The organism is Paenibacillus hunanensis (assembly GCF_014645615.1).
Classification (GTDB): Bacteria; Bacillota; Bacilli; order Paenibacillales; family Paenibacillaceae; genus Saccharibacillus; species Saccharibacillus hunanensis.
The window spans coordinates 121450-133865 of the sequence record NZ_BMMB01000003.1; the positions used below are offsets into that span (position 1 = coordinate 121450).

General features: G+C 46.7%; 13 protein-coding genes. 1 reads left to right on the forward strand and 12 read right to left on the reverse strand.

Features of this window, described 5'->3' with window-relative positions:
- Positions 1-152: 152 nt before the first annotated feature.
- From IEX62_RS06895 to IEX62_RS06925, 7 genes are all read right to left on the reverse strand, one after another.
- Positions 153-1397 carry an MFS transporter gene (locus IEX62_RS06895; RefSeq protein ID WP_188774703.1) on the reverse strand — a complete coding sequence of 415 codons (1245 nt, stop codon included), beginning with the start codon at positions 1395-1397 and terminating at the stop codon, positions 153-155.
- 117 nt (positions 1398-1514) lie between these two features.
- On the reverse strand, positions 1515-2090 hold the full coding sequence (locus IEX62_RS06900; protein ID WP_188774704.1) for a TetR/AcrR family transcriptional regulator: 576 nt from the start codon (positions 2088-2090) through the stop codon (positions 1515-1517).
- Positions 2091-2229: 139 nt separating this feature from the next.
- Positions 2230-2733: a DinB family protein gene (locus tag IEX62_RS06905; protein WP_188774705.1), complete on the reverse strand. Its 504-nt coding sequence runs from the start codon at positions 2731-2733 to the stop codon at positions 2230-2232.
- A 220-nt stretch (positions 2734-2953) separates the two neighbouring features.
- On the reverse strand, positions 2954-3877 hold the full coding sequence (locus tag IEX62_RS06910) for an NAD(P)/FAD-dependent oxidoreductase (protein ID WP_188774706.1): 924 nt from the start codon (positions 3875-3877) through the stop codon (positions 2954-2956).
- Between the two features lie 156 nt (positions 3878-4033).
- Positions 4034-4444 (reverse strand): RrF2 family transcriptional regulator, encoded by a 411-nt coding sequence (locus IEX62_RS06915; RefSeq protein ID WP_188774707.1) that lies wholly within the window; start codon positions 4442-4444, stop codon positions 4034-4036.
- A 327-nt stretch (positions 4445-4771) separates the two neighbouring features.
- Positions 4772-5173 carry an NUDIX hydrolase gene (locus tag IEX62_RS06920; RefSeq protein WP_188774708.1) on the reverse strand — a complete coding sequence of 134 codons (402 nt, stop codon included), beginning with the start codon at positions 5171-5173 and terminating at the stop codon, positions 4772-4774.
- A gap of 105 nt (positions 5174-5278) precedes the next feature.
- The gene (locus tag IEX62_RS06925; protein ID WP_188774709.1) at positions 5279-5980 is read right to left on the reverse strand and encodes a Crp/Fnr family transcriptional regulator; all 702 of its coding nucleotides are present in this window, start codon (positions 5978-5980) and stop codon (positions 5279-5281) included.
- A gap of 223 nt (positions 5981-6203) precedes the next feature.
- On the opposite strand from IEX62_RS06925, the gene IEX62_RS06930 reads away from it, so the two are divergent.
- Entirely contained in the window at positions 6204-6803 is a 600-nt protein-coding gene (locus tag IEX62_RS06930; RefSeq protein ID WP_188774710.1) for a GNAT family N-acetyltransferase, read from the forward strand.
- 326 nt (positions 6804-7129) lie between these two features.
- Here the strand turns inward: IEX62_RS06930 and IEX62_RS06935 are convergent, their stop codons facing one another.
- From IEX62_RS06935 to IEX62_RS06955, 5 genes are all read right to left on the reverse strand, one after another.
- On the reverse strand, positions 7130-7558 hold the full coding sequence (locus IEX62_RS06935; protein ID WP_188774711.1) for a DMT family transporter: 429 nt from the start codon (positions 7556-7558) through the stop codon (positions 7130-7132).
- 164 nt (positions 7559-7722) lie between these two features.
- Positions 7723-8421, reverse strand: coding sequence for a protein kinase family protein (locus IEX62_RS06940; protein WP_188774712.1), 699 nt, complete (start codon positions 8419-8421; stop codon positions 7723-7725).
- 306 nt (positions 8422-8727) lie between these two features.
- Positions 8728-10569, reverse strand: coding sequence for a UbiD family decarboxylase (locus IEX62_RS06945; RefSeq protein WP_188774713.1), 1842 nt, complete (start codon positions 10567-10569; stop codon positions 8728-8730).
- A 284-nt stretch (positions 10570-10853) separates the two neighbouring features.
- The gene (locus IEX62_RS06950) at positions 10854-11327 is read right to left on the reverse strand and encodes a DinB family protein (RefSeq protein WP_188774714.1); all 474 of its coding nucleotides are present in this window, start codon (positions 11325-11327) and stop codon (positions 10854-10856) included.
- A gap of 115 nt (positions 11328-11442) precedes the next feature.
- Complete coding sequence (locus IEX62_RS06955) at positions 11443-12396, reverse strand: MBL fold metallo-hydrolase (protein WP_188774715.1); 954 nt, start codon at positions 12394-12396, stop codon at positions 11443-11445.
- Between the last annotated feature and the right edge of the window lie 20 nt (positions 12397-12416).

Sequence of the window (12416 nt, forward strand, 5' to 3'; positions counted from 1 at the left end):
TACAAGCTAATTTAGCTCAGGTGTAATCCAATTAGATTCATACGAACCTTTATTCTAATCGCCAGTTTCATCCTGATTACTAGCTTATTCCTGAACGGATGCCTGTTGTCCCTTTTCAGCATTCATCGGCCATTATGCTGCTTGATCCTATTTTACTTCGCAGACGACTCTACCGGATTGCGGCGAAATTCCGTTACAAAGTAGACCAGTGCCAGCAGCGGCAATGCCAGCCCTAGAGCAATCGCAGCCGTCCATCCACCTGCTTCAAATGCCCATGTACCTGCGGACGAACCGATCGCTCCACCCAGGAAAAAGGTTGCCATATACAATCCATTCAGGCGACTACGTACCTCTGCGCCAAGTGAAAAGATCGCACGCTGCCCCAGCACCAGATTCGCCGATACTCCGAGATCAAGTAAAATCGCTGCTAGTACCAGTAATAAAACACTTCCGATCGAGCCATCGCGTGCGAGTAATGGCAGTAGCATGGAGATAATCACGACTGCAAACGCCATCGCCGTTCCCGGACGAATCCAGCCACGATCTGCCATCCGACCTGCGATAGGTGCAGCCGCAGCTCCTGCTACTCCAACCAGTGCGAAGATCGCAATGCCTGTCTGTGAAAAATGAAATATCGGCCCTGCCAGAAGCAACGGTACCGTTGTCCAAAACAAGCTAAATGTACCGAAGATTGCAGCATGGTACAGAGCACGGCGCCGTAAAATCGGTGTATGCCGAACAAGCTGCGCCATCGAAGCAATCAGCTGTGGGTACCGATGACGGGAAGCAGGGCGATTTGTAGGTAATGCTCGAATCAGTACGAGCGCAAGAATCAGTACGAGCGCTGCTGAGATGAAGAATACCGCACGCCAGCCAAGATGATCAGCAATCAAGCTGGATAACGGACGTGCCAGCATAATCCCAAGTAATAATCCACTCATAATATTTCCGACTACACGTCCACGAGATTGCTCTGGGGCAAGATGAGAAGCATACGGTACAAGAATCTGTGCCGCTACCGAGCCCAGACCGATCAGCATAGAAGCGATGAGGAATATCGTCGCCTGACCTGCCCATGCAGCCATTAATAATGCCAGTACCGTAAATAATAACGATACAAATACAAGCCGACGATTTTCTACAATATCACCAAGAGGAACGATAAATAACAATCCTACTGCATAGCCAATCTGTGCCAGTGTGACGATAAGCCCTGCTGCTTCTGCCGATAGTCCAATATCAGCGCGAATCAAGCCAACGAGCGGCTGTGCATAATATAGATTAGCGACGATCACGCCGCAGGCAATAGCGAGAAAGATCATTAGCCAGTTTGGCATCGTTGGCTGAGCTGGCTGTTCTGCCGAGCTAGTCGCAGTATGGGGGGTTGTACTCATCATAAACACGTCCTATCCTTATTTGCATTCGGAACAATCATTCCAGAAATTCGTAAAATAAAATCACATCCTGCACTGGATATGATCACTTCTCTGTCTAGGAATTACTTTACGATCGAGTTACAGCATATCGATAACCGATTCTACCATCTGCTCCGCATGTGTGCGATCCGAATCCACTTTGGCAGCGATATTAATACCGTGATTCAGATTGAGCAGTAAATACGACAGGGTACGAATATCGCGATCCGCTGCAATCTCACCGCTGTCCTGTCCTTTTTGCAATAGCTTATAAAATGCCTCTCCTAGATCCTCAAATCGCTTCTGTACGATATCACGAATCTGCTCGTCAGGTGCATCCAGCGCGGCAATGGCATTGGTGATCAGGCATCCCCGTGGAGAAGATGGATTGAACGCTCCATCAATATGCTTGGTAAAATAAGCACGAATCCCTTCCTTCGCAGAGCTGACCCGGGTGAGCTCGCTGCGTTTGTCCTCACCAAGCCGCTTGTAATGCTCAATCGACTGTAGATACAGATGCTCCTTATCCACAAATGTCTCGTACATGCTGGAACGGCTAATATTCATCGCCTGTAGTAGCTCTGCCATGCTGGTTGCTTCGTAGCCCTTTTGCCAGAAAACAAGCGTAGCTGCGTGGAGCACTTCTTCATGGTCAAATTCCTTCGTTCTACCCATTCCGTCGCCTTCCTTCTGTAGTGGTAAACACAGTATACTCTTTCCGGAATGAATGTTCCAGTATTTTCGCAAAAAATATACCGCCTTATTTCAAGACGGTATTGTGAGCGTATACATGTATAGGTGCAATTCTATATTTTTAGGAAGAAGGCGTATACATATAAAAAGCATAATCCGTTGGAATACCACGGTATCCGAGCTGATGCAGCATCGCTGTCAGATTACCACGATGATACGTACCATGATTCACAACATGCTGAACCAATTCACTTAGCGGTGTATCCGTTGTACCGTAAACCGGATGCGTCACCGTCACACTGCCTTCCAGATCATGCCCATCGAAAAAGCTACGATATGCCAGCTCTGTCTCAGCAAAGCGCTGCTCCATCTCCTGCACTGTTGCTAGCTTGGTCTCGTCCATTAATTTCATAATCAATTGTCTCGATTCATCAAATGGACGTTCACACATGACGCTTAGCCACATCGTATCCATCGCATACAGATGAGACAACAATTGCCGAATAGAAGGAAAGACACTTTTCACTTCGCGGCTCCAGGCATCTTCAGGAAGCGTACGCAAATGTTCAAATACTAGCTTGTTGGCCCATACATGATAATTGTATAGCTTGATTGTTGGATTCATACTCGACATCTCCATTCCGGCCAGGCTACCTAAACTATATTCCACCTGATCACACCGCACCTTAACACAGTGCAATTCCATCATAGAACCCCTGTTCGCGTGTGTCAATATTCATTGACAACATAGAAGAAGTGTCGCTGAAAAGATTAAAGCAGCCACGGGCAGAATAGCTTCTGCACCTATGACTGCTTCTCATTGGCTTCAAGAATCGTTATTTATTTTATGAATTCGCTGGTTGTAGGCTCCATTCTTCCTCCATCAATGCCCCATGAATCATAGCGCCGGTCAGGCTTCCTTGGGCGGCAGCGATAATCAGCTGGGATGGGCCTTTGAACGCTGCATCTCCTGCACTGTACAAGCCTTCCACACTCGTACGTCCCATCTCATCCACCCCAATATAGCTCTGCTCATTAAGCTCATAGCCCAATGTATCATGGAAAGTTGCTTTAGGTAGGAATTGTGGCATCACGAATCCACCACTACGCTCCACTGTCTCACCATCGGAGAGAATGACCCGTTGTAGCTTGCCATCCCGATGCTCTAGATGTGCGATCGGCGTTGTGATAACGGTAATTCCTTTTCCCTGAAGCTCTAGCTGTTGCTCGGGTTCCAGTACGGAAGCACCATTTGTGAATACGACGATGTCCTGACTCCATGTATGTACCATTTTGGTCAGGTGCATGATTCGATCCTCCATACCAATAACGGCTAATGGCTGATCCCGTTGCTCCCAGCCATCACAGAATGGACAATTGAACAAGCTCTGACCGTAGCAGTCGGTCACGCCTTGAATATCAGGTAGCACCTCTTTAATTCCTGTTGTAAAAAGTAGCTTACGAGTAGTGAGCTGCTGTCCATCGTTGAGCTCTATCCGAAAATGCCCGTTATCCAGTCGCTCTGCCTTTTCAGCTATTGCTACCCGATGCTCAACCGAAGGGTAATGCAGTACCTCTTCATAAGCAATTCGGCGAAACTCTGCTGGCTTGATCCGATCACGAGTTAAGTAACCATGCGATTCATGCGTTACTCGATTACGCGGCTGTCCATCATCGACGATAACGACCTTACGTTTCGCACGTCCTAACACCAGCGCAGCATTCAGACCTGCTGGCCCTCCACCAATAATGACACAATCATAGATCATTTATTTTCCTCCTTGGCGATACCATGATAATCGCTCAATTTTAATTAGATATATTAAAGACTCGTAATATCCGTAATATGATTAAAAAAAAGCGTTTGTTCGCCTATGACGGCAATCTGCTTGTACATTATACGATGAGTACGCCGTCACTGCGAGTTAATGTTGCTCGTCAGTGACTGGCATATGTGCAACCAGATCAGCTAGCTTTTGCTGCTGTAAATAGTACTCCATCGTTCCCTCTGCCTGAATCATCACCTGCTGGATCCTACATTCCGGCCCATGATCGAGCGTACACTCGAATAAGGAAGCTGTTCCTTCAATCGCATGAATAATATCCAGAAAGGACACCTGCTCCCAATTACGCTTTAAGCGATAGCCGCCATGTGCGCCTGGCGATGATTCCACCATGCCCGCCTTTGCCAGCTTGGTCAGGATTTTAGACAGATAGGTGGGCGACACGCCTTGAAACTCAGCCAGCTGCTGAACACCAGTCAGACGATCCGGTGTAGCTAACGCCAGATGCAGCATCGTATGCAGCGCATAATCTGTCGCTTTGGAAAACTTCATGTATACACGCCACCTTTATTACGGATATTACAGACTTTATGGGTCTATAATATAGATGATATATCGTAGTGTCAACCGATTTATTGAAGCGAAGTGATTGTGGTTCGTTCAACAACTAGCTGACACTACTTTTACTATTGCGCTATTACTGTTTTTGTTCTTGCTCTTGTTTTTGCTCTTGCTCTTGCTCTTGCTCTTGCTCTTGCTCTTGCTCTTGCTCTTGCTCTTGCTCTTGCTCTTGCTCTTGCTCTTGCTCTTGCTCTTGCTAAATAGCATAACAATGATCAGCTCATACTGTACAACAATTCATTTGGATTACATAGCATATCAATCCAGTAGCTCCTGCTGCTTGAGCTGTTCAAATACCAGTTGACTCGCTACCGACACTTGCTCCTGATCGTCATAGCTCAGCCACGCCATCTCCTCAATCTCGCTATCTGGCTGTAGAGTACCTTCATAATCAGCCGTATAACAGGTCAAGCGAACGATCGTTCCAGTTGCCTTGCTATCTGCTTCTGCTTCAAATGTACCGACATGCATGATCGTCTCCTGCTGTAGCGTCACACCCAGCTCCTCCTGAACCTCACGAATCAATGTCTGCTGATCCTCTTCGCCCGGGTCTCTTTTACCACCTGGAATATAATATAGCTCCTTGCCTTTGGAGCGTACACAGAGTAGCTTGCGTTCGCTGAGATAGATCCATGCGATTTTATCGATGATAGTTGACATATAAAAGCTCCCTTCGCTTATGCGGTAATATAGTTGGTTTTGTTCATTTAGCTTAGCAAGCCTGACCTATCTATATACATGACCTATAATATAGACACAGATTTTTCAAAATACAATCTCCCTCGCACCCGTCAGCTTCTCCAGACCCTCTCGATTTAAAATAACCAGCTTGCCACGGGTTCGCTCCAGCAATCCATCCTCGCTAAATTGGCTGATCACCCGATTCAGATGGCGATAGCTCGTTCCGATCAGATTTGCAATGTCTGTCAGATTATAGTCAGCAGGGTCGCCGGTTAGAAGCATATTATGCTCTGATGTAGTGACCGATAATAGATAGCTCGCCAGACGTATTTCCACAGGGTACATCAGATTAAAGCTCATCGATTCAGATTTCACCCGAAATTTATACGTGATGATATTTAAAATAAAACGCAAAAACGGAGCATGATCCTGACCATATTGATACAGCCATTGATAGCGAATACCGAGTACCTCCACTGGTGTTACCGCTTCAACGGTGTTCATCAGTTCGACTCGCTCCACATATTCGATATCTCCAATCATCTCCGGTGGTGTCTTGAAGGAGAGAACGAGTGTCTTGCCTTCGGGTGAGGTCAGCGATGTTTTGGTCGTGCCTTTGACCAGTACATATAATATCTCGGAGCGCTCGCCCTGAGCACATAGCACTTCACCCGGCTCAAATCGATATAGACCGAGATGAGGCAATAATGGCTCGTGGAATACATCTTCAATCCGATATTGCTGCAAATACGCTTGCAGCTGCTTTTGATCCTGAATCTCTTGCATGATCACACCGCTCTCTATCTTGAATCTGTCTAGAAAATGCTCATCGTTCCTGAGCGATCAGGACATGACGAATACAAACGAATCTGCCTGCTGTAGTCTTCCTGTTTTATTATACCGAAAGCACATAGGTATGAGACTAGGACATATGTCCTTAAACGTCCAGACGTATCAGTTGTTCCTGCTATGGGTATGAACTAAGATAGAAGGACAGGAGGTCGAAACGATGACACTTACACTACGCACATGGGATAGCTGGAACGAGGAAGTCTGGCAGCAGATCAAGCCCATTTATGAAGAAGCATTTATACACGGTGCCAAGCCTGAGAAGATCATTCGTCAGATGCTGGATCGGAAGATCGCTTTTTTACATGCTGGTTATGAGGGAGATGAGCTGGTTGCGATGGCACTCACGGGTCTAGGTAGAAGTGACCAGCAGCAGACGATGATTATCGACTATATGGCGATTCGCCATGATCGGCGTGGTCGGGGTGAAGGACGATTATTTTTTAATATTCTCCGTGATTGGGGAATAGCGCATCATCGTATTGATGCGATTATTATCGAAGCCGAAGCAGAGGATACACAGGAGAATCGCGAACGGATTATTTTCTGGGAGAAATGCGGCTTCCTGCCCACCTCGTATGTACACCACTATATTTGGATTCCAGAAACGTACCGAGCGCTTGTGTTGCCGTTACAGCCTGACTTTCAAATCACCGATGATGGACAAAGCATCTTCGCACAAATCACCGATTTTCACGAGCGTTCCTTCCGCAAGCAGAAAAGTAATACGCTGACTGATTCGAATAAAAATAAAGTATAGGCGGCTATAGCATCAGCACCAGAACAGAGATCGATCAAATAACGCGGTACATTCGATAACGATTCAGCGGAGATTTCGAGCATCGACACTTTATGTGACTTTGTGTGGATGTACTGGGATAGCTATACTTCTCGCTCATTCTGATGATCCTCAATAACGTAAAATAAACAAAGATTATAATAAACAAAAAGTAAAATCAAAAAAGCCACAGGATAAGCAGTACATGCTTGTCATCCTGTGGCTTTGCTTTGTGAAAGCTATCCGTATATGCGATTCCGCTATTTTACATCAGCTATGTTAAAGCTTGTATCATGTAATATCCATACTTAATAAAACCGCAGTAAAACAACGCCCGCTACCATCAGCGCAATACCAAGCCATTGTGCCCGTCCAACTCGCTGCTTGATCGTATCAAACCAGCCGCGTGCATCAATAAGAAACGTCATACATAGCTGTGAGATCAATAATGCCGCGATAGTCAGTGTAGCACCAATATGATGCATGGCCGTAATATTGCTAAACACAATAATCGCTGCAAAGGCTCCGCCAAACCAGTAGAGCTTCTTCACTTCATGCAGCTGACGCCAGCCACCACCGCCCCTACTTATCCAGATCACAGCAGCCAGCACAAAGCCGCCAAGCTGATTAATCATAACCGCGTGCCATGTACCGACAAACGCACCGGTATGTGAATTGACGATGCCCTGCAAAGCAAGAAACACACCTGCTAATATTGAGAAAATCACACCACTCATCCTGTACCCTCCATTTCAGTCCTGTTCATTATACACAAAAGAGACAGGAGAACAACCAGGACAAATGTCTTTTTGAACCTTACTAACGTTAATCAGGGAGCTACGCATCGTGCCTTCCCTTCTCTTAAGCAAGCACTATGGTAAACACTAATATAAGATAAGCATTAAGCCTGCGGCACTTGAGGTGGAAGCTGCTTCGCTTTACGCCGTCGTCTACGATAGATCTGGTATCCTTTACGCACACTCTCCAGAATAAATGGAGGAATCGGAAATAACACACGCGATGCAATCGGATAATAAAACCGATAATACGCCTTTTTAAAATCATCCCACATCCGGCATGGCTCCTGCTTGAGAAAATCAGACACATCCACCACGAGTCCGCGTCCCTGATACAGCATAATATTTTTGGCATGCACATCATGAGGACGAAGACCGACCGAACGCGCATAATGCATCGCTTGCTCAATATCGCGTACCGCCTGCTCTGGGATCAAAATTCCCTGTTTAAAGCAATCATAGATGGTCGTTCCCATCAGTTGCTTGAGTACGAGAAAAGGGCCGTCTGCATAGTAACAGGTGGAATAGGATGGATGATCACCTAGCAGACGGTACACCTCCCGCTCCGCTTCCAGACCGGGCTTCCCATCGGCATAGACCTTTACCGCATAACCGGGATAATCGGGATGCGTAAGCACTGCGGCATAATTTCCTGCGCCCAGTAGTAGCCATGGCTTAGGATAGGCTGCTACATGGATCGGCTCTAATGGGTCTTCGCTGGTCAGTACCAGCTCGGATAATAAGGACTGATTCACCTGCTCGACTAACTGCTTCACCTGACGTGCTTTATCGCTTGGATTCATTCGTTTTACGCTCGCCTTCTACGGCGATTAATGGAATCAGCCTGCATACTCGCTGTACTCCATTTCGCCTCCTGTAATGTAGGTATATTAATTTTTTTCTTATGTAGGAATATATTCCATATTATAAATGGATTTGTACATTTACGCCTCATGTATTATCGGCTAATTCATATAAAATAAATAGCCGCCGACGATGCGGCAGCTATTTGTATCAATTTTACTGGATATTCTCTGGATATTTTATAAGGAGTTTGATCCATGCATTAGACTCTGCATAATATCCGAACGTATGGGATAATCAACCGATCAGCTTAGCTTAATGCTGCTCAAGCTACCACCACTTGCAAATAATCGATCAACCCGACGCTCCACGTCTGCATCCGGTACGAGCGGAGGCGCCTGATGGGGCTTAATGCGTGCATCAATAATCATATTATCGCAGCCCCAATGCTTGAACTCATAGCTACTATTCGTACCATACATATCATGAGATGGATTGCTACGAGTAAAGGTGACCCACAGGAAGTTGCTCAGCGTATCGCTCACCATCGCACTATCGTCGCATAAAATAATAAGCGGTACACCTTCTAAGCCCAATCCTTCACGTGCTTCCAGACTGGCGCATACATCCGCCAGCTCCTGACGTGCTGCTGCATAATCGGTAAACGGTTGACTTTGCACGGCTATAACACCTGGCATCACAAGACGCGGCTCATGTAATGTACGCAAGCCTTTAAGTGCTTCCGGAACCTCGCGGCATAGCTCCCGGCGCTTGTCTCCATAGGCAGCCAGAATCACCTTACTGCCTGTATTCAGGCCCGTACCTGAATAATCCAGCGTATCGATCGTTGTATTCGTTTGGAAATGAATATCTCGGCGCAGATCCATACGCTCCAGAATATGACCGATAAACTCAACCTCTTTATGCGTATCCAGTGGATATCCGTCCTCAGCTGTAATGAACAGATACTTCGCAAGACTCACCTGTCCTGTACCGAGAATGCGATTCGCAATCGTCAAAATCTCAGCTGGCTGCTTCACCTTCTGATACGGCGTATATCGCTCACTACCAATCGCAAATAGCAATGGATGCACGCCAGCTGCATCGACAGCATGAACCTCCTTCACGCCGGGGATCTCCTGCTTTACCGCATCCCCTGTTAACTCGTGAATCAATTCACCAAATACCGTATCCTCCTGCGGCGGACGTCCTACTACTGTAAATGGCCAGATCGCACGTGGACGTGCATACACACCATGAACCTTTAATACTGGAAATGGATGCGCCAGACTATAATATCCAAGATGATCACCAAACGGCCCTTCTGGCTTTGTCTCATCCGCAAAAATCTCACCAGTGATCACGAAGTCTGCATCATTGCTCATCGCATGACCGTCCAGATAGCTATAGTTAAATCGTCTACCCGCCAGCAGCCCGGCGAATGTCATCTCACTCAAGCCTTCTGGTAAAGGCATGACCGCTGCCAGCGTATGTGCAGGTGGCCCGCCCACGAAGATGCTTACTTTAAGCGGCTTACCCTCTCGATTTGCCTTCGATTGATGCACACCGATACCCCGATGAATCTGATAATGCAGACCGATCTCTCGATTCAACTCATAGTCATTTCCTGTCAGCTGAATCCGGTACATGCCCAGATTCGCATTCATAATGCCCGGCTTGTCCGGGTCTTCACTATACACGAGTGGCAATGTTACAAAGGCACCGCCATCCATCGGCCAGTGCTGAATTAATGGCAGATCGGAGATTTGAATCTGCTCCGCAGCAACAGGCAAGCTATTTCCACGCTTATTCGGTAGAGCTTTATAGGCAGCCAATCCATTTTTCACATTGGCAAATGGATGTTTGAGCGCCTGCATCGGATCATTGCGCAGTGCGATAAGATTCTGTGTAGAATCCCACGTATGGCGAAAAATAAAGCGACTACGATCCATTGTACCGAAAATGTTAGACGCCGCACGAAAACGGGTTCCTTTTACATTTTCAAATAATAATGCTGGCCCTCCAGCTTCATAAACACGCAAATGTATAGCAGCCATCTCCAGATGCGGATCAACCTCTTCTTTGACACGAATCAGATGACCATGTTTCTCCAGATCAAGCAGGCATTCTTCCAGGCTATTGTACATATCATTTCTCCATTTCATGTTTCGACTGATATGAGGGAAAGCCCCCTATTCCCCTTATTATAATCGCAATTTGAAATGGATACAAAAGCAAGGCGGCTATAGATTCGACAATTGTGTAACAGCGTCTCCTGTGTTCCGTCTATTGATCATTTCTTTATATGTATTGTTTATACGTATTGGTGCATATATAGAAGAACCCCCCTTGATCGATCCATTACCCTTCATCGTTAGATGGAATGGGCTGGTGGATAGGCTCAAGGGGGGGTTCTAGTTATACGTGCAAATTAGACTGTAGCACGTTTAAGCAAACGAGTCATTGCATTGATCATGCCTGCGTGAGAAGCCTCATGCGACAGATTCAGCTCCAGCAGATCATGAATCGTTTTGGCGCCAGCAAAATTATCTGCTACGGCTACCGGATCGTTCAGCTTGCCTTCGAATGCTGCGCGCAGCTCATCAACTTGGGAATTGAATACGCTCAGTACATCCTCCCATGCTGGTGGTTCACCATGCCAGTCAGATGGACGTGTATTCGGTGCAAAGAAGGTTGCATATGTTTGTGGCAACTTGCGTGTTTGCCCGGACAGGCCGTACAGGATGCTATCTGCAACCATAACGATATGACCGAATTGCCAGTAGATGTTGTTATTGAAATCCTCTGGAATCACAGTCAGTTGCTCTGTTGGAATACGATCCAGATGCTTCAGCATATTTTGGCGATTTCTTGCCAGCCAATCAAAGATAAATGTGTTGGACATGTTTGTTCCTCCTGTAAGTTAGGGTTTATCGTGTGAGCATGACCCTTGAACATCTTAACCTGATATAGGGGTGGCTGTCCAATCTCGCAGAGGAAGGTGATATGTTAATCGTTACTTATTTCCGTTGAAAATAGACCTTCCCGTCTCGCTCATCGGTTTCTACGAAGCCCTCTTCTTGCAGATAAATAAGTCTTGCGAGTGAAGTGTAGAATTCAAGCAGCTCTTGAGTTACCGGACGATCCGAGCCGTAAATGTCTATACAGAGCTCGCCAGCCGTTCTTGGGCCGTGGACGAGGTGACCTAGAATTTGTTGCATGCGAAAATGGTGACCGTTGCGGATATCACGAGCTCGTTGACCGAGGTCATGGATAACATGGTCATGACCGGGTAGGACAAGCTCGGCTGGATAGGATTCGATCAGGTCAAGAGAACGGAAGTAATCGCTTAGTGGATTACCATCCTCCTCCATCCAGAAGGGCACAACGGGTGCTGTATCAGCGAACATCATGTCAGCGGCAATGAGTAGACCGGATGGCTGATGCCAGAAGCAATAGTGATCTGGCGCATGTCCGGGTGTCCATAGGGCTTCGTATTCTTCGTCGCCCAGCATAATGCGATCATGATTACGATATACCTCATCTGGCTCTAGCTGAATGCTACCCATAAAGCGGTAAAATTGTCGCTCCGATAGCTCCGGGCCATCATATTTACGGTTAAATGCATAGGGCGCATGCGCATCGGATAACTCCTGCTTTGCATAAACTTCGTAGCGCTTCATTAAGTCCACGGTATGTTGAGAACAAATCACAGGGATGCCAAGCTCCTGCTGGAACCAGGGAGCGAGCCCGATATGATCAGGGTGCATATGTGTGATGATTACTTTTTCAATTTGGAGTCCGCCTTCAAGCAGCTGGAGCCATTCACGCTGGGTCAATTCATCATGAACACCAGTGTCCATAACCGTGTAGCCCCGCTGACCTTCAAAAAGATAACTGTTCACTGTACCGTCTCCATATGGTAATGCCAGGCGGAATACATGCTCCGCAAGTCTAACGAGTCGTTTAACCATGATGTCTCCTTTGAAGATAG

Excerpts from the sequence above, each read along its gene's own strand:
- IEX62_RS06955 (WP_188774715.1), bottom strand. The coding sequence starts at position 12,396 with ATGGTTAAACGACTCGTTAGACTTGCGGAGCATGTATTCCGCCTGGCA.
- IEX62_RS06925 (WP_188774709.1), bottom strand. The coding sequence starts at position 5,980 with ATGCAAGAGATTCAGGATCAAAAGCAGCTGCAAGCGTATTTGCAGCAA.
- IEX62_RS06895 (WP_188774703.1), bottom strand. The coding sequence starts at position 1,397 with ATGATGAGTACAACCCCCCATACTGCGACTAGCTCGGCAGAACAGCCA.
- IEX62_RS06950 (WP_188774714.1), bottom strand. The coding sequence starts at position 11,327 with ATGTCCAACACATTTATCTTTGATTGGCTGGCAAGAAATCGCCAAAAT.
- IEX62_RS06900 (WP_188774704.1), bottom strand. The coding sequence starts at position 2,090 with ATGGGTAGAACGAAGGAATTTGACCATGAAGAAGTGCTCCACGCAGCT.
- IEX62_RS06915 (WP_188774707.1), bottom strand. The coding sequence starts at position 4,444 with ATGAAGTTTTCCAAAGCGACAGATTATGCGCTGCATACGATGCTGCAT.
- IEX62_RS06945 (WP_188774713.1), bottom strand. The coding sequence starts at position 10,569 with ATGTACAATAGCCTGGAAGAATGCCTGCTTGATCTGGAGAAACATGGT.
- IEX62_RS06905 (WP_188774705.1), bottom strand. The coding sequence starts at position 2,733 with ATGAATCCAACAATCAAGCTATACAATTATCATGTATGGGCCAACAAG.
- IEX62_RS06935 (WP_188774711.1), bottom strand. The coding sequence starts at position 7,558 with ATGAGTGGTGTGATTTTCTCAATATTAGCAGGTGTGTTTCTTGCTTTG.
- IEX62_RS06920 (WP_188774708.1), bottom strand. The coding sequence starts at position 5,173 with ATGTCAACTATCATCGATAAAATCGCATGGATCTATCTCAGCGAACGC.
- IEX62_RS06930 (WP_188774710.1), top strand. The coding sequence starts at position 6,204 with ATGACACTTACACTACGCACATGGGATAGCTGGAACGAGGAAGTCTGG.
- IEX62_RS06910 (WP_188774706.1), bottom strand. The coding sequence starts at position 3,877 with ATGATCTATGATTGTGTCATTATTGGTGGAGGGCCAGCAGGTCTGAAT.
- IEX62_RS06940 (WP_188774712.1), bottom strand. The coding sequence starts at position 8,421 with ATGAATCCAAGCGATAAAGCACGTCAGGTGAAGCAGTTAGTCGAGCAG.